The organism is Rhodobacteraceae bacterium S2214 (assembly GCA_025141675.1).
In the GTDB taxonomy this organism is placed as follows: Bacteria; Pseudomonadota; Alphaproteobacteria; order Rhodobacterales; family Rhodobacteraceae; genus Yoonia.
In genome coordinates this window covers 3358404-3377280 of the sequence record CP081161.1, presented here as the reverse complement: position 1 = coordinate 3377280, position 18877 = coordinate 3358404, and the positions used below count along the sequence as shown (strand labels likewise).

22 protein-coding genes are annotated in these 18877 nt (G+C 54.7%); 12 read left to right on the top strand and 10 right to left on the bottom strand.

Translation table 11 applies throughout. The features are described from left to right. Positions 1-74: 74 nt before the first annotated feature. The 9 genes from odhB to mdh form a co-directional block, all read right to left on the bottom strand. Positions 75-1259: a 2-oxoglutarate dehydrogenase complex dihydrolipoyllysine-residue succinyltransferase gene (odhB, locus tag K3729_16715; protein UWQ99030.1), complete on the bottom strand. Its 1185-nt coding sequence runs from the start codon at positions 1257-1259 to the stop codon at positions 75-77. After that, positions 1256-4216 carry a 2-oxoglutarate dehydrogenase E1 component gene (locus K3729_16710; protein ID UWQ99029.1) on the bottom strand — a complete coding sequence of 987 codons (2961 nt, stop codon included), beginning with the start codon at positions 4214-4216 and terminating at the stop codon, positions 1256-1258. Before K3729_16710 ends, odhB begins: the two co-directional genes overlap by 4 nt. 83 nt (positions 4217-4299) lie before the next feature. Further along, entirely contained in the window at positions 4300-5184 is an 885-nt protein-coding gene (gene sucD, locus K3729_16705; GenBank protein UWQ99028.1) for a succinate--CoA ligase subunit alpha, read from the bottom strand. 59 nt (positions 5185-5243) lie between these two features. Then, positions 5244-5744, bottom strand: a complete 501-nt coding sequence (locus K3729_16700; GenBank protein ID UWQ99027.1) for a hypothetical protein — start codon at positions 5742-5744, stop codon at positions 5244-5246. Beyond that, positions 5741-5932 carry a hypothetical protein gene (locus tag K3729_16695; GenBank protein ID UWQ99026.1) on the bottom strand — a complete coding sequence of 64 codons (192 nt, stop codon included), beginning with the start codon at positions 5930-5932 and terminating at the stop codon, positions 5741-5743. Before K3729_16695 ends, K3729_16700 begins: the two co-directional genes overlap by 4 nt. Before the next feature lie 434 nt (positions 5933-6366). Then, positions 6367-6573: a hypothetical protein gene (locus tag K3729_16690; protein ID UWQ99025.1), complete on the bottom strand. Its 207-nt coding sequence runs from the start codon at positions 6571-6573 to the stop codon at positions 6367-6369. 155 nt (positions 6574-6728) lie between these two features. Beyond that, positions 6729-6932, bottom strand: a complete 204-nt coding sequence (locus tag K3729_16685; GenBank protein ID UWQ99024.1) for a hypothetical protein — start codon at positions 6930-6932, stop codon at positions 6729-6731. Between the two features lie 115 nt (positions 6933-7047). Beyond that, a complete protein-coding gene (gene sucC / locus K3729_16680) occupies positions 7048-8241 on the bottom strand; it encodes an ADP-forming succinate--CoA ligase subunit beta (protein UWQ99023.1) in 1194 nt (397 codons plus the stop codon). A 226-nt stretch (positions 8242-8467) separates the two neighbouring features. Beyond that, the gene (gene mdh / locus K3729_16675) at positions 8468-9430 is read right to left on the bottom strand and encodes a malate dehydrogenase (protein UWQ99022.1); all 963 of its coding nucleotides are present in this window, start codon (positions 9428-9430) and stop codon (positions 8468-8470) included. Positions 9431-9529: 99 nt separating this feature from the next. Here mdh and K3729_16670 point away from each other — a divergent pair, with 99 nt between their 5' ends. Beyond that, positions 9530-10276 (top strand): sulfite exporter TauE/SafE family protein, encoded by a 747-nt coding sequence (locus K3729_16670; GenBank protein UWQ99021.1) that lies wholly within the window; start codon positions 9530-9532, stop codon positions 10274-10276. On the opposite strand, the gene K3729_16665 is transcribed toward K3729_16670, so the two are convergent. After that, entirely contained in the window at positions 10273-10584 is a 312-nt protein-coding gene (locus tag K3729_16665; GenBank protein ID UWQ99020.1) for a hypothetical protein, read from the bottom strand. The two genes, K3729_16670 and K3729_16665, sit on opposite strands and share 4 nt — an antisense overlap. 204 nt (positions 10585-10788) lie before the next feature. On the opposite strand from K3729_16665, the gene K3729_16660 reads away from it, so the two are divergent. The 11 genes from K3729_16660 (at position 10789) to K3729_16610 (ending at position 18654) form a co-directional block, all read left to right on the top strand. After that, a complete protein-coding gene (locus K3729_16660) occupies positions 10789-11631 on the top strand; it encodes a CoA ester lyase (protein UWQ99019.1) in 843 nt (280 codons plus the stop codon). Further along, positions 11628-12173 carry an NnrU family protein gene (locus tag K3729_16655; protein UWQ99018.1) on the top strand — a complete coding sequence of 182 codons (546 nt, stop codon included), beginning with the start codon at positions 11628-11630 and terminating at the stop codon, positions 12171-12173. The genes K3729_16660 and K3729_16655 overlap by 4 nt, the downstream gene beginning before the upstream one ends. A 3-nt stretch (positions 12174-12176) precedes the next feature. After that, positions 12177-12380: a DUF1737 domain-containing protein gene (locus tag K3729_16650; GenBank protein ID UWQ99017.1), complete on the top strand. Its 204-nt coding sequence runs from the start codon at positions 12177-12179 to the stop codon at positions 12378-12380. Further along, positions 12380-13408: a MaoC family dehydratase gene (locus K3729_16645; protein ID UWQ99016.1), complete on the top strand. Its 1029-nt coding sequence runs from the start codon at positions 12380-12382 to the stop codon at positions 13406-13408. Before K3729_16650 ends, K3729_16645 begins: the two co-directional genes overlap by 1 nt. 219 nt (positions 13409-13627) lie before the next feature. Next, positions 13628-14011, top strand: a complete 384-nt coding sequence (gene sdhC / locus K3729_16640; GenBank protein ID UWQ99015.1) for a succinate dehydrogenase, cytochrome b556 subunit — start codon at positions 13628-13630, stop codon at positions 14009-14011. A gap of 12 nt (positions 14012-14023) precedes the next feature. Next, on the top strand, positions 14024-14395 hold the full coding sequence (gene sdhD, locus K3729_16635) for a succinate dehydrogenase, hydrophobic membrane anchor protein (protein ID UWQ99014.1): 372 nt from the start codon (positions 14024-14026) through the stop codon (positions 14393-14395). Positions 14396-14413: 18 nt separating this feature from the next. Further along, on the top strand, positions 14414-16219 hold the full coding sequence (sdhA, locus tag K3729_16630; protein ID UWQ99013.1) for a succinate dehydrogenase flavoprotein subunit: 1806 nt from the start codon (positions 14414-14416) through the stop codon (positions 16217-16219). Continuing rightward, positions 16219-16692, top strand: coding sequence for a hypothetical protein (locus K3729_16625; GenBank protein UWQ99012.1), 474 nt, complete (start codon positions 16219-16221; stop codon positions 16690-16692). Before sdhA ends, K3729_16625 begins: the two co-directional genes overlap by 1 nt. Then, positions 16689-16982, top strand: a complete 294-nt coding sequence (locus K3729_16620) for a hypothetical protein (protein UWQ99011.1) — start codon at positions 16689-16691, stop codon at positions 16980-16982. Before K3729_16625 ends, K3729_16620 begins: the two co-directional genes overlap by 4 nt. A 32-nt stretch (positions 16983-17014) precedes the next feature. Then, on the top strand, positions 17015-17794 hold the full coding sequence (locus tag K3729_16615; protein ID UWQ99010.1) for a succinate dehydrogenase iron-sulfur subunit: 780 nt from the start codon (positions 17015-17017) through the stop codon (positions 17792-17794). Positions 17795-18138: 344 nt separating this feature from the next. Continuing rightward, the gene (locus K3729_16610) at positions 18139-18654 is read left to right on the top strand and encodes a hypothetical protein (protein ID UWQ99009.1); all 516 of its coding nucleotides are present in this window, start codon (positions 18139-18141) and stop codon (positions 18652-18654) included. Positions 18655-18877: the final 223 nt, after the last annotated feature.

Below are 18877 nucleotides of genomic sequence, written 5' to 3'. Positions count from 1 at the left end.
CGATACGCTTGCAGAACTAAGTGCTTGAGAGACTTTTTCAGTCTTTCAAGCACTACAAATGCGTTTACCGTTCTTTACAAATCCATCAACAACCGACGTGGATCTTCGAGCGCCTCTTTCACCCGTACAAGGAACGTCACCGCACCTTTGCCGTCGACGATCCGGTGGTCGTAGGACAGCGCCAGATACATCATCGGACGGATCACGACCTGACCGTTGATCGCCATCGGGCGGTCTTGGATTTTGTGCATGCCCAAGATGCCGGACTGCGGGGGGTTCAGGATTGGGGACGACATGAGGGAACCGTAGACACCGCCGTTCGAGATCGTGAAGGTCCCGCCTTGCATTTCCGCCATGGACAGTTTGCCGTCACGGGCTTTTGCGCCCATCGCACCGATTGCCTTTTCGATACCCGCAAAGGACATCTGATCGGCATCGTTGATCACTGGGACGACAAGACCCGTTGGCGTACCTGCGGCGATGCCCATGTTGACGTAGTTTTTGTAGACCACGTCGGTGCCGTCGATCTCAGCGTTCACTTCTGGCACTTCGTTCAGCGCGTGAATGCAGGCCTTCGTGAAGAAGGACATGAAGCCAAGCTTCACACCGTGTTTCTTCAAGAACAGGTCTTTGTATTCGTTGCGCAGCGCCATCACCTCGGTCATGTCGACCTCGTTGTAGGTGGTCAGCATCGCGGCGGTGTTTTGGCTGTCTTTTAGACGTTTTGCGATGGTCTGGCGCAGGCGTGTCATCTTCACACGTTCTTCGCGCGCAGCCTGATCAGCAGCGACCGGCGCACGTGGGGCGGCGGCGGCAGGGGCAGGCGTGGCCAGCGCGTTCAGCACGTCGCCTTTCATCACACGGCCGTCTTTGCCAGTGCCCTGCACATCTGTCAGGTTGTTTTCGGCCATCAGTTTTTTCGCGGATGGCGCGTCTTCAACGTCCTTCGTTGCAGCAGCCGGGGCTGGTGCGGCTTCTGCCTTTGGTTCTTCTTTCTTGGCAGCGGGCGCTGGTGCAGCGTCGCCTTCGCTGATTTGTGCCAGCAGGGCGTCGACGCCTACTGTTTCGCCTTCTGCAGCGACGATTTCAGACAACGTGCCGGCGATGGGCGATGGCACCTCAACGGTCACCTTGTCTGTTTCCAATTCACACAGCATTTCATCAACCGCGACAGTGTCGCCGGGTTGTTTGAACCATGTGGCGACCGTGGCTTCTGTCACGGATTCACCCAGTGTTGGGACGCGAACTTCGGTGCTCATTTCTTTGATCCTTTAATCGTCAGCGCATCGTCAACGAGGGCTGTTTGCTGTGCTTTGTGTTGGCTGGCCAAACCGGTCGCAGGGGATGCGGCGGCGGCACGACCGGCGTAGGCCGGACGCGTGTTTTTCGCTTTGATACGGGTCAGAACCCATTCAATGTTTGGTTCCATAAAGGACCAAGCACCTTGGTTCTTGGGTTCTTCCTGACACCAAACCATTTCGGCATTCTTGAACCGTTCAAGTTCGTTCACTGCGGACTGCGCAGGGAACGGATAGAACTGTTCGAACCGGAGGATATAGACGTCCTTGATGCCGCGCGCGTCGCGTTCTTCCAGCAGGTCATAGTAGACCTTACCGGAACACATCACGACCTTCTTGATCTTGTCGTCCGCAACCAGTTCCGTGTCCGAATTGCCCTGCTGGGCATCATCCCAAAGAACACGGTGGAACGATGATCCTGTCGTGAATTCTTCGGCTTTGGAAACCGCCAACTTGTGACGCAGCAAGGATTTTGGTGTCATCAAGATCAACGGTTTACGGAACGTCCGGTGCAGCTGGCGGCGCAGCAGGTGGAAGTAGTTCGCAGGCGTCGTACAGTTCGCAACGATCCAGTTGTCACCTCCACACATCGTCAGGAAACGTTCCAGACGGGCGCTTGAATGTTCGGGCCCTTGGCCTTCGTACCCATGTGGCAACAGACAAACGAGACCGGACATCCGCAACCATTTGCTTTCACCAGAACTGATGAACTGGTCAAACATGATTTGGGCGCCGTTGGCGAAATCGCCAAACTGGGCTTCCCACAATGTCAGCGCATTTGGTTCGGCCAGTGAATAGCCGTATTCGAACCCAAGCACCGCGTATTCCGACAGCATGGAATCGATGACTTCATACTGGGCTTGACCCTTGCGGATGTTGTTCAGCGGGTAGTACCGATCTTCGTTGTCCTGATTGATCAGGCCGGAATGACGGTGGCTAAAAGTGCCGCGCGTACAATCCTGACCGGACAGGCGGACAGGGTAGCCTTCTGTCTGGAGCGACCCGAAAGCCAAGGCTTCGCCGGTGGCCCAGTCGATATTTTCGCCGGTTTCAAACATTTTCGCTTTTGAATCCAGCAGACGGGCAACCGTCTTGTGCAGCGGGAAGTTTTCCGGTGCGGTCGATAGAGCCTTACCAACAGCCTTAAAGGTCGCCTCATCAATCGCGGTCACGCCGCGCTGATAGTCGTCTTTGTGACGATCTAGATGCGACCATTTCCCGTCGAGCCAATCGGCCTTGTTCGGTTTGTATTCCTTGCCCGCTTCAAATTCGGCATTCAGGTGCGCTTGGAACGCGGCCTTCATGTCTTCAATTTCGCCTTCCGGGATCAGGCCGTCCTTGACCAAACGTTCGGTATACAAAGTCAGCGTGGTCTTCTGCTTTTTGATCTTCTTGTACATTACCGGGTTGGTGAACATCGGCTCATCGCCTTCGTTGTGACCAAAGCGGCGGTAGCAAATGATGTCGAGAACGACGTCTTTGTGGAACTTCTGACGGAATTCGGTCGCAACGCGGGCCGCGTGCACAACCGCCTCTGGATCGTCCCCGTTCACGTGGAAAATCGGGGCTTCGACCATCAGGGCGATGTCCGTCGGATAAGGGCTGGACCGGCTGAAATGCGGAGCAGTTGTAAATCCGATTTGGTTGTTCACAACGATATGCATCGTGCCGCCGGTTTTGTGACCTTTCAGGCCAGACAAACCGAAACCTTCGGCGACAACACCTTGGCCAGCAAAGGCTGCATCACCGTGCAGCAAGATCGCCATGACTTTTGTGCGGTCTTCGTCGTTCTTTTGGTCCTGCTTGGCGCGGACTTTCCCGAGAACAACAGGGTTCACAGCCTCTAGGTGGGACGGGTTCGCAGTCAGGGACAGGTGGACCGTATTGTCGTCAAAAGACCGATCAGATGACGCACCAAGGTGGTACTTCACATCGCCCGATCCATCGACATCCTCAGGTTTGAACGACCCGCCTTGGAATTCGTTGAAAATCGCGCGGTACGGCTTTTCCATAACGTTGGCGAGGACCGACAAACGGCCGCGGTGCGGCATGCCGATGACGATGTCTTCGAGACCCAATTGACCACCGCGTTTGATGATCTGTTCCATCGCAGGGATCAGGCTTTCGCCGCCATCCAGGCCGAAACGCTTCGTGCCCATGTATTTGACGTGCAGGAACTTTTCAAAACCTTCGGCTTCCACCAAGGAGTTCAAGATCGCTTTCCGTCCGTTTTGGGTAAAGCTGATTTCCTTGCCCAGTCCTTCGATGCGTTCTTTCAGCCAGCCCGCTTCATCAGGGTTCGAAATATGCATGTACTGCAGGGCAAATGTGCCGCAATAGGTGCGGCGGACAATCGCGATGATTTCGTTCATCGTCGCGATTTCAAGGCCCAGCACATTGTCGATAAAAATCGGGCGGTCCATGTCAGCGGCGGTGAAACCGTAGGACGCGGGATCAAGTTCGGGATGCGGGTCATTGTCGCGCATACCAAGCGGGTCGAGGTCGGCAATGAGGTGGCCGCGAATACGGTATGCGCGGATGATCATCAACGCGCGGATGGAATCCAGAACGGCGGAACGCACCTGTTCTTCGGACAGACCAACACCCTTTTCGGCAGCTTTGCCTTTAATCTTTTTGCCCGCGGCCTCTGGTTCGGCGGCCCATTGGCCATCAAGTGCTGCTGTCAGATCGTCGTTTGGCACGGGCGGCCAATCGGTGCGACCCCAAGACGGGCCAGCGGCTTCGGCCTTTGCATCCGCAGGTGCGTCGCCAAGCGACCGGAAGAAAGCCTGCCAGCTTTCGTCGACAGCGCCGGGATTGTCGGCATAGCGGGCATAAAGCTGTTCGATATATTCCGCGTTATGCCCTTGCATGAAGGAAGAGGCGTGGAAAACGTCGTTGGGGGATTGGTCGTTCATGAGGGGACCTCATTGGGGGTTAGGTCGGGCATGGTGTTCCCTTCGAAAAGGGGTGAGGCGGGGTTGCCCCCGCCTGCGTTTTTTTACTTCGCAATCGCTTCCAGCACAGCTTCGCCAAGCGTGGCCGGACTGTCTGCTACGACGATACCTGCGGATTTCATCGCTTCGATCTTGCTTTCTGCGTCGCCTTTACCACCGGCAACAATCGCACCAGCGTGACCCATACGGCGGCCAGGAGGCGCTGTACGGCCAGCGATGAAGCCAGCGGTAGGTTTCCAACGGCCCTTCTTGCGCTGCTCGGCCAGGAATTCGGCTGCTTCTTCTTCTGCAGAACCGCCGATTTCACCGATCATGATCATGGAGTGTGTTTCATCATCGTCGAGGAACATGTCGAGCACATCGATATGCTCGGTCCCTTTGATCGGGTCACCACCGATGCCTACGGCCGTCGATTGGCCCAAACCGCTGTCAGATGTCTGTTTCACTGCTTCGTAAGTTAGCGTGCCGGACCGGGACACAACACCCACGCTCCCGCGTTTGTGAATGTGGCCGGGCATAATGCCGATTTTGCAGGCGTCAGGTGTGATGATGCCCGGGCAGTTTGGCCCGATCAGGCGGGAGGCAGAGCCTTCCAAAGCACGTTTCACGCGCATCATGTCCAGCACTGGAATGCCTTCAGTGATACAGATGATCAGTTCCATTTCCGCGTCGATCGCTTCGAGGATGGAATCCGCAGCGAAGGGCGGCGGTACGTAGATTACGGACGCGTTTGCTTCGGTCACGGATTTGGCTTCGTGCACAGAATTGAAGATCGGCAGGTCCAGATGCGTCTGACCACCTTTGCCTGGCGTCACGCCGCCAACCATTTTGGTGCCGTATGCAATTGCTTGCTCGGAGTGGAATGTCCCCTGAGACCCTGTCAGGCCTTGGCAGATAACTTTGGTGTTTTCGTCTACGAGAATGGCCATTGGGCCCTCCGAATTGTTATGTCGTCATCGATATTGCCCCGTTTCCGGCGCAGGTTTGGTTAGCGGCTGACCGTCAAGGAGACGGTCAATTGATCCTGATCTTGTGTGAGAATTGCGTCGTAGTAAGTGTCGTCAGATGCCCAGTTCCAATTGAAACCAGAGCTGATCATTTCTTCGTTGGGGCGTTCGTCCGCGTTCAGTTCTGCAAACAAGGCACCAAGGGCGCCGTGCATCTGAACGGGATCAGTCGTGTGTGCGCTGACGGGTAGGGTCATCGTGCAGGATGCTTCTATCGGGTTGCCGTCAACGGCAATCGTCAATGCAGCATCGGCCGACGTCACAGTCAGATCAGCGTCGCCGTCAATCGTGGCAAACCCAAGGGATGCGGCCATGTCTTCAGTGCGGCGTTCCAGTAAAGCGGGTTGTGACGCGACGCAGGCGGTATGGAACACCGTCTTCAATTCGTCGGCTGTCCATGGTGCGTTTGCGAGATCCTGCGCGAAAGCAGTGCTCGACAATCCCATCAACAAAGTGATTGAAAATGTGCGCACCATCATCATTCCCCCGGTGCCAATGCGATGGCCACAGCGGTGCCACGCAAAGGTGCATCGCCGACGTCAGGGGAATAGGGAGCTTGGTCTTGGGGGGATGAACGAACTGGTAGTTCGACGAGTTCGGGGCTGGAGCATGCGAAAAGGCCACAGGCCATGAAGCCTGTCGCCAACAGTTTAATCGGTGTGCCCCGCATGTTTCACCCTTCTGGTTCGTCCCTCGCCGCGGTTTGCGGCAAAGGGGCCCGAACCTTATTGAAAGGTAACCGGGCTCTCTGTTTGTGGACCACAACGTACAGGCATGCCTGCAATTTGGACCGAATATTGTGCGCTAACGCCGGTCAAACCTGGGCAAGCAGCTTGTGTGCTTGGTTTGTCGAAGTTTGCTGTTTCTGTGCCTGACCCGACGCATGCGGTCAAAGTTAGAGCTGAAAGAACAAGAATTGATTGCTTGATCATGAGTACATCCACCATTCGTTTCGATTTTGTCTTAAAATTGAAATGGTGGGGCGATGTAGCCAAACTTTGGCCCAATTCTGGTTTTTTCTTGTCCTTTCGTTTTTAGTCGTGCTGCCTAGGCTGCTTTTTGGTGGTTGTTCCGGCGCTATTGGCGCGCCGGAACGTTGTGTATTTAGCGGAAAGTCACTGGCGAAGCGGACTGCGGACCGCACCGTACAGGCATGCCTGCAACGGATTGGGAATACTGCGCGCTGATTCCGGTCAATCCCGGGCAGCCATTCAAACTGCCTGTGTAGTTCCGGGATACATCCGCCCTATCGACATCCATACAAGCGGTTGTTGCGGCGAGTGTGAGCAGTGCGAGCATTGGCTTTAACATGACAATCTTCCTTTGAAGTCGTAATCCAGTGGCACAGTATTGTGCCTTGTAAACAGAACTACGGTTCAAAAGTTGACGAGATGTTGCAGTCTCAATTCAGTTAAAATCCACTCCTATTCAGTTTGATTGAATGTCTAAAAGACAGACTTTTAGACTTATTGAACGATTGGCTGTGTTTGTGGTCCGCAGCGCACTGGATCAGCTTCCGTACCAACCACAAGAGCTTGCTCCTGAGGTGATCCTTCTGTGCAGTTCAGTGTGCCGGTTTCAAGGATTGTATCGCCAATCCGGCTCGCGCCAAATCCTGCGTCACAGGCAGCAAGAGCGGTAAGCATGGTGAATATGCAAATGTACTTCATCGTAAGACTTCCCAAGTCGTGCGGTTTAGGGTCCCGCATCTGATCATATTTTGACACCGTCGTGTCACATCAGGCCCCACCCTGATCACCGCTCTGGATCTTGCCTGATCCTGCCTCAGCCTTTGACGGCAGACACGATTTTTTGCGCCCCGTCTTTCAGGTCGTCAGCCGCAATTACATCAACGTCTGAATTGTTGATGATCGCTTTGCCTTCTTCCACGTTTGTCCCTTCAAGGCGGACAACCAGTGGCACTTTCAAGCCAACTTCTTTCACCGCGGCGACAACGCCTTCGGCGATCACATCACAGCGCATGATGCCACCGAAGATGTTCACAAGGATGCCTTTGACGTTTGGATCTGATGTGATGATCTTAAACGCTTCGGTTACTTTTTCTTTTGTCGCGCCGCCACCAACGTCCAGGAAGTTGGCAGGTTCAGCACCGTAGAGTTTGATGATGTCCATGGTGGCCATCGCAAGACCCGCACCGTTCACCATGCAACCAATTTCACCGTCAAGCGCGATGTAGTTCAGGTCGTATTTAGAAGCGGCCAGTTCTTTTGGATCTTCTTCTGTTTCGTCGCGCAGGGCGGCGATATCTTGGTGGCGATAAACAGCGTTGCCGTCGAACGATACCTTCGCGTCCAGCACTTTCAGGTCGCCCTTGTCTGTGACGATCAGCGGGTTGATCTCAAGCATTTCCATGTCTTTTTCGACGAATGCTTTGTAAAGGATGCCCATCAGGCCAACACATTGTTTGACCTGCTGACCAGTCAGACCCAGCGCAAACGCGACGCGACGGCCGTGGTAGGCTTGGTAGCCCGTTGCAGGATCAACTGTGAAGTTCAGGATCTTTTCAGGTGTGTTTTCGGCGACTTCTTCGATATCCATGCCGCCTTCGGTCGATACAACGAAACCGATGCGGGATGTTTGACGATCGACGAGCAGGGCAAGGTACATTTCTGTTTCGATGCCAGAACCGTCTTCGATGTAGATGCGGTTCACTTGCTTACCAGCTGGGCCAGTCTGGTGCGTGACCAATGTGCGGCCGAGCATCTTTTTGGCTTCTTCTGCAGCTTCCGTCGCAGATTTCGTCAAGCGTACACCGCCTTTGTCGCCAGCGTCGGCTTCTTTAAACGAACCCTTGCCGCGGCCACCTGCGTGGATTTGTGCCTTAACAACCCAAAGTGGGCCATCCAGTTCGCCAGCGGCTGTTTTGGCATCTTCGGCTTTCAAAACCGGACGACCGTCGCTGACGGGTGCGCCAAAAGATTTCAGCAAGGCTTTGGCTTGGTATTCGTGGATGTTCATGTCTGTCCCTCGGTTGGGGTGAGTTTGGACCGACTGAAACACATGATTGTTTAATAAAAAACTGCCAAAACAATGATAGCGCTAAAAAAGCGACATTTGTGATCACAGTCTTTTTGGGTGTGATCACAAATCAAAGTATGAATGCGGTGAAGCGATTCGCTTTGGCAATGATCATAAAAAAAGGCGCCCGCGATGGGGCGCCTTATCAATTCTTTAGTGCGAGCCCTTAAGCAAGCGAATCGTCGATGCCTTTACATGCAGCGACCAAGCCTTTGACGGCGTCGACAGATTTGTCGAACATCGCCTGCTCTTCTTTGTTCATCTTGATCTCAACGACGCGTTCGATGCCGCCAGCGCCGATCACTGTTGGCACACCAACGTACATGCCGTTCAGGCCGTAAGCGCCGTCAACGTTTGCTGCACATGGCAACAGACGCTTTTGGTCTTTCAGGTATGCTTCGGCCATTTCGATGCCGGAAGTCGCAGGCGCGTAGAACGCGGAACCTGTCTTCAACAGGCCAACGATTTCAGCACCGCCGTCACGTGTCCGCTGAACGATCGCGTCCAGTTTGTCTTGTGTCGTCCAACCCATGTCCACCAGATCAGGCAACGGAATACCGGCAACTGTGGAATAACGTGTCAGCGGAACCATTGTGTCGCCGTGGCCGCCCAGAACGAACGCAGTTACGTCGCGCATGGATACGTTGAATTCTTCGGCAAGGAAGTGACGGAAGCGTGCGGAATCAAGCACGCCAGCCATGCCGCAAACCATGTTGTGTGGCAGGCCGGAAAATTCGCGCAGCGCCCAAACCATCGCATCAAGCGGGTTTGTGATGCAGATAACGAAAGCGTTCGGCGCGTGGGCTGCGATGCCTTCGCCAACGGATTTCATAACCTTCAGGTTGATGCCCAGCAGGTCGTCACGGGACATGCCCGGCTTACGTGCAACACCGGCTGTTACGATGCAGACGTCTGCGCCCGCGATGTCAGCGTAGTCATTGGACCCTTTGAAAGACCCGTCGAACTTGCCCGCAGGGCCAGATTCGGAAATGTCGAGCGCTTTACCTTGTGGTGCGCCTTCGGCGATGTCGAACAGGACGACGTCGCCCAATTCTTTTACCGCAGCGAGGTGCGCAAGCGTGCCGCCGATTTGTCCAGCGCCGATAAGGGCAATTTTAGGTCTAGCCATGAGAGGTATCCTCTGAGGTGTGAATTTGGCGAGATGCCTAGTCTTTTGCGCGGCGCGGTGCAAGTGTGCGGCGGTGCAGCAATCCAAAGCAGGTGTCACATGGATGGGTTAACATTTTGGTTCATGGCCACTTTTGCCGCTTTTTGCGTCGGGCTGGGAAAAGGCGGAGTGCCGGTCATTACGGCCATGGCAGTGCCGCTTATGTCCCTTGTTATGTCGCCGATTCTAGCTGCGGGTTTGTTGCTTCCGGTCTTTATCGCGGCTGATATGGGCGGGCTTTATGCCTACCGCCGGATGTTTCATTCACGTGTTCTAAAAATAATGATGGTTGCGATGCCAATCGGCGTTTTGATCGGCTGGGCGACATCCGCTTATGTGTCGGAAGGCGTAGTCACAATCCTGATCGGGCTCATCGGCGCGTCGTTTGCGTTGAACATGATTCTGCGCAAACCGATCTTATCAGAACCGGTGGAACCACGATGGAAGCCAGGTTTGTTTTGGGGGACGATTACGGGTTTTACCAGTTTCGTCAGCCATTCAGGATCAACGCCTTATCAGGTCTACGCGCTGCCATTGGGGATGGATAAAATTACATACGCGGGCACGGTGACCGTGGCGTTTGCCTACATCAATATTGTGAAACTGATCCCTTATTATGCGTTGGGTCAGCTATCGCTCGATAACCTAAAGATGGCATTCGGTCTTATGATCCCTGCCATTATTGGGGTGTTTGTCGGTTTCAGACTGGTCAAGGTGATGCCCGAAAAGTTGTTCTTCCGGATCATCATCTGGGCGTTGTTGTTTCTTTCGATCAAGTTGATCTGGGATGGCTTCACGCGGATTTAAGCGTCGTTCCCGTCGATAATCAGTTCGGGTGTTTCAAGCTGAAACGATTCACCTGCTGCAACAAGGCACGTCGGACCACCGGGTTGGGTCACGGTGATTGTCCAACTGCCAGTTTCAGCAGATGCGTAGACCTCAACGACCGTGTTGTTCGCCCCAAGCCCCATAGCTTGGCGACCTTCGCCGTAGAGGGTTTCTAGCCGTGATACGACGGCTGCGTGGTCCGCACATGCGGGTGCTGAATGGGCTTGCGCCGTGGCTAAAATCATGGCGCCGATGCCAAATGAGAGCAGGTAGAAATGACGTTTCATAGTATTCACCTTGTTTGCTGGGAGAGGGACGCAAACCCTGCGTCCGGCAATGATGAAGTATTGAGATAACTATGACCGGAAAGGGTTAATTCTCCGTGACGGTGCATTGCGCAACAGTTTTTGCTGCGCTGCGGCGCATTTCGGGTTGAATGATTGTGTGGTTTGCGGTCATGTTTGCGCAACATTATTGCGAAGGAAGATTCGATGGAAACCCGCCCAGCCCGTTCCGCCCTCTATATTCCCGGATCAAAGGATCGCGCCTTGGACAAGGCGCGGGGCCTGCCTGTTGATATCATTCTCTTCGATCTCGAAGACGCGGTGGCGCCTGATGCGAAGGTCGACGCGCGCGAAACACTAACCAACGCCTTGGCTGCGGGCGGGTACGGGCCGCGTCAAAAGATTGTTCGGATCAATGGGCTAGATACGCAGTGGGGGGCTGACGATGCAGCCGCTGTCGCAAACATGGATTGCGATGCTGTGCTGTTGCCTAAGGTCGATAGCCCCGCTGATCTAGATGCGCTGGCTGCGCTTATTCCGGACCTGCCAATTTGGGCGATGATGGAAACACCGCTGGGTATCCTGAACGCACAAAGCATTGCGGCACATCCGCGCCTTGCGGGCTTTGTTATGGGGACAAACGATCTTGCGAAGGACCTGAATGCGCGCACCCGTCCGGCCATGATGACGGCGCTGCAGCATTGTCTGCTCGCGGCGCGTGCAAATCGAATCACTGCGCTAGATGGGGTCTATAACGCGTTCAAAGACGACGACGGCTTGGCGATCGAATGCGCCGAAGGGCGCGACATGGGTTTCGACGGGAAAACGCTGATTCATCCGGCGCAGGTCGCGATCTGTAACGCGGCATTTGGGCCATCGCAGGACGAAATTGCATTGGCCGAACGCCAGATTGCCGCGTTCGAGACTGCAGAGGCCGAAGGGCAGGGCGTCGCCGTTGTCGACGGAAAGATCGTCGAGAACTTGCATGTTGTGACCGCACGGGCGACGCTGGCGAAAGCCGCAGCAATCGCCACGTTGGAAAATTCATGATCTATATACTTGCCGGCCTGATCCTTTGGTCAGGTGTTCACTTCTGGAAACGCATCGCCCCGAAAGAGCGGGCCAAATTTGGCGATAAGGGCAAAGGCATTGTCGCCTTGGGATCTGTCGCGGGCATCGTATTGATGGTGATCGGGTATAAGGTTGCCGATGGCACCTTCTACTGGGGCCGCAGTCCGGCAATGACCGGCATCAATAACCTGCTTATGCTTTTCGCCTTTTACCTGTTCGCAGCGTCTGGCGCGAAAACCCGCGTCACCAAAGCGATCAGGCATCCGCAATTGACCGCCGTGCTGGTCTGGTCTGTGGCGCATATCCTCGTGAACGGCGATAGCCCGTCGTTCCTGTTATTTGGTGGCATGGCCGCTTGGGCAATTGCCGAAATGCTTGTGATCAACCGTGCAGAAGGACCGCGCGGACCGTATCACGAAGTCCCGATCAAGAAAGAAATCACCGCCGTTATCGCCACAGTGGTCGTCTTCTTGGTTGTTGCGACCATCCATATTCTACTTGGCTACAACCCGTTTGGATAAGACATGAAAATCTACCGCCTGCTCACCGAGGACGACAGTTCCGAATTCTGTCACAAAGTATCACTGGCCCTATCCAAGGGATGGGAACTGTATGGTGACCCGACCTATGCCTACGACCATGCCAATGGTGTCATGCGCTGCGGACAGGCGGTGACCAAAGATGTCGATACGCCTTACAGCCCAGATATGAAGTTAGGTCAGCAATAATGGCACCCAAGACGAACGCAGGCCGCTTTTTCGAAGATTATGCCGTTGGTGATGTGATCACACACGCAGTGCCACGCACCATCAAGATGGGTGAAAGGGCGCTGTACCACGCGCTTTACCCTGCGCGGCATGCGCTGCATTCGTCTGATAAGTTCGCGCAGGACTGCGGGCTGCCGTTCAGCCCGCTTGATGATCTGATCACGTTTCATACGGTTTTTGGGAAAACAGTCCCTGACGTGTCCCTGAATGCGGTCGCGAACTTGGGCTATGCCGAAGGCCGCTGGCACACATCCTTGTGGCCCGGCGATACTGTTACAGCAACGTCAGAGGTCATCGGGATCAAGCAGAACTCTAACGGGAAATCCGGCGTTGTTTGGGTGCGCACCGAAGGGTGGAATCAGCATAACGAACTGCTGCTGTCCTATGTGCGTTGGGTCATGGTGCGCAAACGGGGCGCAGGTGACGCGCCCGAGGCGGTCATCCCGGAGCTTGCCAAAGTTGTTGATCCTGCGGATTTGATCATCCCCAAGGGCCTTGATTTTACGGGGTATAACTATGCCTTGGCGGGCGAGCCACATAAGCTAAGCGACTATGAAGTCGGCGAAATTATTGACCACGTGGATGGCGTCACGATTGAAGAAGCCGAACACATGATGGCGACGCGGTTGTGGCAGAACACCGCGAAGGTCCATTTTGACGCGACATTCCGCCCTGATGGACAACGGTTGATGTACGGTGGTCATGTAATTTCGTTGGCGCGTGCGCTGTCGTTTAACGGGCTGGCGAATGCGCAGATGATTGTGGCGCTGAATGGTGGTGCACATGCGAACCCTTGTTTTGCAGGCGACACTGTGCGGGCTTGGTCCGAAGTGCTTGATACTGCCGAAACATCTGCACCGGGCGTGGGCGCGATCCGGTTGCGGCTTGTTGCGACGAAGGGAGCAGCGGGAGAATTGAAGGGGGAGGATGGTAAGTATCTGCCTGATGTCCTGCTTGATCTGGATTATTGGGCGCTGATGCCGGTGTGACGTTTGGTGACGCGCGCTTTCAGCGACGCCCCACCCACCGTCCCATTTTGTGATCACACTTTTTGTCGCTGTGATCACAAGATTGAAAAAAGTCACCGCATGGGACAATTATTCACAGTTTCTTTGGATACCTCTGCGTGACTCCGCGCTAAGATTCTTGCTAGAACACCTCAAAGCCTGTGCGCAGTCCGCCTGCGCTAGCCACAAAAGGGAACAGCCATGGCCGATGTGAACCGGGGTAATCGCCCTCTGTCACCGCATTTGACGATTTATCGTCCGCAAATGACTTCTATGACCTCTATCTTCGTCCGCTTGACCGGCAACGCCGTCATCGTTGCGGCGTTGATGATCACATGGTGGTTCGTTGCCGCCGCAGCAGGGCCAGAGGCCTTTGCGACCGCGAACGGTTTCGTCACCAGCTGGTTTGGCGATCTGGTCTTGTTCCTGTCCACATGGGCGATCTGGTATCACACATTTGGCGGCATCCGTCACCTGATCTGGGACATGGGGTACGGCCTTGAGGTCGAAAAGTCCGAAACCATGGGCATCTTGATGATCATCGGCTCTGTCCTGATGACCATCTTCTGCGCCGTCGTATTGTAAAGGATCACTGACATGGCATTTGTAACTGATCGTAAACGCGTCGTGGGCATGGGCTCTGCCAAAACAGGCACAGACCACCACTGGAAAATGATGGTGTCCTCTGTGGCGCTTGTGGTGCTGATCCCGCTCTTTATCTTCACCTTTGGCGCGACCTTGGGGTCGTCTTACGAGGAAGTCGTGGCCTACTACGCCCGTCCCGTGCCTGCCGCGATTGCAGCGCTGACGTTTGTAGTTAGCTTTTTCCACTTCCGCAAAGGTGTCCAAACCCTGATCGAAGACTACGTCCATGGTATCGCCCGCAAGGCGCTGATCATCGCGATGATTTGTCTGTCTTATGGTGCCGCAGCGCTTGGCGTGATCGCCATCCTGCGCCTTGCCCTTTAATTCTGCCGGAGATTTTTGATGGCTGCTTACGAATATGAAACCCATTACTATGACGCGATTGTGGTTGGTGCCGGTGGTGCTGGTCTGCGCGCGACATTGGGTCTTGCTGAACAGGGTCTGAAAACGGCCTGTATTTCTAAAGTCTTCCCAACGCGGTCGCACACTGTTGCGGCACAGGGCGGTATTGCCGCATCGCTGGGCAACATGGGCCCTGATAGCTGGCAGTGGCATATGTATGACACTGTGAAAGGGTCTGACTGGCTGGGTGATACGGACGCGATGGAATATCTCGCGCGTGAAGCCCCGAAGGCTGTTTACGAGCTGGAGCACTACGGTGTGCCATTCTCGCGGACTGAAAAGGGCGAGATTTACCAGCGTCCATTTGGTGGCCACACAACCGAATTCGGTGAAGGCCCACCTGTACAACGGACCTGTGCGGCGGCTGACCGGACGGGTCACGCGATCCTGCACACGTTGTATGGTCAGTCTTTGAAGCAACAGGCTGAGTTCTACATCGAATATTTCGCGATGGACCTGATCATGTCCGAAGACGGCGTCTGCCAAGGCGTCATCGCGTGGAAACTTGACGACGGCACGATGCACGTCTTCAACGCGAAGACTGTTGTTTTGGCGACTGGCGGCTACGGCCGTGCTTATTTCTCTGCGACCTCTGCCCACACCTGTACTGGTGACGGTGGCGGCATGGTGGCCCGTCAGGGGCTGCCGTTGCAGGATATGGAATTCGTTCAGTTCCACCCGACTGGGATTTACGGCGCTGGCTGTTTGATCACCGAAGGCGCGCGCGGCGAGGGTGGTTATCTAACCAACTCCGAAGGCGAGCGTTTCATGGAGCGTTACGCGCCGACTTATAAAGACCTCGCGTCGCGTGATGTTGTGTCCCGCTGTATGACGATGGAAATTCGCGAAGGCCGCGGTGTTGGCGCAGATGGTGACCATATCCACCTGCACCTGAACCACCTGCCGAAAGAAACGCTGGATCTGCGTCTGCCGGGTATTTCGGAAAGCGCACGTATCTTTGCCGGTGTTGATCTGACCAAAGAACCGATCCCTGTTCTGCCGACTGTTCACTATAACATGGGCGGTATTCCAACGAACTATATGGGTGAGGTGCTGAACCCGACCAAAGACAACCCCGACGCAATCGTGCCGGGCTTGATGGCTGTGGGCGAAGCGGGTTGTGCGTCTGTGCATGGTGCGAACCGTCTTGGGTCTAACTCTTTGATCGACCTCGTGGTCTTTGGCCGTGCTGCCGCGATCCGCGCTGGTGAAGTTGTTGATCCGAACTCTGCGAACCCGACGCTGAACCAAGCGTCCGTGGACTACGCATTCGATCGTTTCGATGGGCTGCGCCACGCAAAAGGCGAAACATCCACCGCCGAACTGCGCCTCGAAATGCAAAAAGCGATGCAAAAAGACGCGGCTGTGTTCCGGACAGACAAAACGCTGGCCGAAGGTGTGACCGCGATGGAAGGTATCGCAGGCAAGATGGACGACATCAAAGTGACCGACCGGTCGCTGGTGTGGAACTCTGACCTGATGGAAACGCTTGAGCTGACAAACCTGATGCCAAACGCATTGGCGACGATTGTGGCTGCTGAAGCACGTAAGGAAAGCCGCGGGGCGCATGCCCACGAGGATTATCCTGATCGTGACGACAAGAACTGGCGCGTTCATTCGTTGGCGGTTGTCGATGGGGCAAAAACCACACTGACAACACGTCCAGTGCATCTTGACCCGCTGACAAATCACGACGAAGGCGGGATTGACCTTAAGAAAATCGCACCAAAGGCGCGGGTTTACTGATGGGGATTGCGCATTGCATTTTAACAGGCGCGGGTATCCTTGCGCTGGCAGCTTGTGGAAGTCTGGATGATTTACCACCAATTTCAGTGCAAGAGGACGCCATCCATGCTTGCGCGAAACTTGAAGGTGATGCGGTCTTTCCAATAGCGGTCGATATTCTCGCGTCATCGAGTGGTAAAGGGATTGCTTCCATTTTGCCAAGTGAAAGGCTTTCACGCGAAGCCGCGCGGCGGGTAAATGCTTGCGCACGCGCCACGGCTGAGAATGCAGTGGCAATGACGCCCGCGTCAGGTGAGGTAAGCTCGGCGGAAGCGCCATTGCCGATCCAAGCACCAGTTGGCGAAGTCGCCATCGTCCCGCTTCCCCAATTATCTGAAGTAGCTTCGGTTGCTCCAGCCCGGGTCGTGACGCGCGATTGTCCCGCTGGTGCGTCTGTTCTGTTCGGCGGCGCGGGATATTGTACGGGACAATGATGCGGGCATTTTTGATCATACCGATCATCGGGTTATCTGCCTGTGACCTACCCCCACCTGATCCGGCGTTGGTCGCTGACCAATGCGAAGAACGGGCGCGTGCTGCGCAAGCTCCAACTGGGCAGCTCACCCTCGGCACCAGTAGCAACAACGGAAATTTTGCAAACGCCAGCGTTGGGGTCAGTTCGGATTTCCTGCATGGCGCGGACCCAATTGCGGTCTACGAAAGATGTGTGTTTCAGCGCACGGGTGAATTGCCGATCCGGCCACCTGTTCTGCGCAATAGATAAAAGACTGGGCCTGCCCCAGAAGGAGAGAAGACATGGTACAACTGACACTCCCTAAGAACAGCCGCATGGTGACTGGCAAGACTTGGCCAAAACCTGAAGGTGCGACGAACCTGCGCAAAGTGCAGATTTATCGTTGGAACGAAGAAGACGGCAAAAACCCGTCTTTGGACACGTATTTCGTGGATATGGACACATGCGGTCCTATGGTTCTGGACGCGCTGATCAAGATCAAGAACGAGATTGACCCGACGCTGACGTTCCGCCGTTCCTGCCGCGAAGGGATTTGCGGATCTTGTGCGATGAACATCGACGGGATCAACACGCTGGCCTGCATCTACGGCATGGATGACGTTGAAGGCGACGTGAAGATTTACCCGCTGCCACATATGCCCGTGATCAAAGATCTGATCCCTGATCTGACGCACTTCTATGCACAGCACGCATCTATCATGCCGTGGCTGGAAACGAAGACAAACCGTCCTGCGAAGGAATGGAAGCAGTCTGTTGAAGACCGCGAAAAGCTGGATGGTCTGTATGAATGCGTGATGTGCGCATGTTGTTCAACGTCCTGCCCGTCCTACTGGTGGAATGGCGATCGGTATCTTGGGCCAGCAGCGCTGTTGCATGCCTACCGCTGGATCATCGACAGCCGTGACGAAGCAACTGGCGAGCGTCTGGATGAATTGGAAGATCCGTTCAAACTCTACCGTTGTCACACGATCATGAACTGCGCAAAGACCTGCCCGAAGGGTCTAAACCCAGCCAAAGCGATTGCGAGCATCAAAGGCATGATGGTCGAACGCGTCGTTTAAGGCTGACTGACACGGTTCGCAAAGGCCCTCCAGTCTGGCGGGCCTTTTGCATTTCTAGATGTTGAACGTCACTTGGTCCTAACCTGTCGATAATAGCCGAAGTAAACCGACAATAGCAGCCGCCCCACGCAGCGCGCGGCGAAAGTCTCGAAAGGCGCCGCGCCAGAGCGTATTACCCCGATGGTCCCCTTTAGATCGAATACACTAAGCATCAAAAGTTCGTATGCTGCAACAAGTCCAAATCACAAGCCTGCTGCATATCTCAGTTTTTGCGCCCAACTTAGAAGTAGCCGCCGGACAATCGCAGTCCGTTTTCGCGAAATCAACAAAGGTTCGATTCAGTCTTGACCAGCAGCATTGCCTCAATTGATCAATCACAAGCTGAGCTAAAAATGGGCTACAAGCCAAGCACAGCACTGGCCATTTTGTGCCTAATTATCGGGAGCGTGCTCACTTGGGCAGCCTTGCATCTTGTGCTCACGCATGACGGTTCAGCGGTGAGCGAGGGCGTTTCAGAAACAACGACGCGTACATTCAACTGGTTCGTGCTCATATTCTCTTTGACGCTATTTGCGTGTTCTGGGGTGATGTTACGATCTTCTTTGCGTGAAACAAGGTATATCGTCATGTCGGCCGACACCTTGACGATCCCGCTTGGCCTTTTTGGCCATGGCTCTTTGACAATCAAAATATCTGAAATTCAAAGCGTCGATGTCATCCAAATGAGACAAGGCACTGTCATGACAATTCGTTTCTTGGATAAATCGATTGCCCTCGTGAAACATAATTTTACACAACAAGGCCAGTTCTCAATTTTACAAGACACATTGAGTAAACGTAATACAAGACAGGTTTGCTGATTGGCATTGAACTGCCCTATCTGTGTGGTCCAAGGCGGAGGTTACTGCATGATCGGTCTTTGGTCCACCGGAGCAATGCCCTCTAACGCTCGTGACGAGAAGGATGACGCACGCACGGGTAAATGCTACGTTGACGAGTTGGGAAAACCGATTGTCGGGGCGGTCCAAATCAGTTGGGGTAAAATGCCTGCGGGCTCACATTAGCAAATCGAAATAAGGGCTG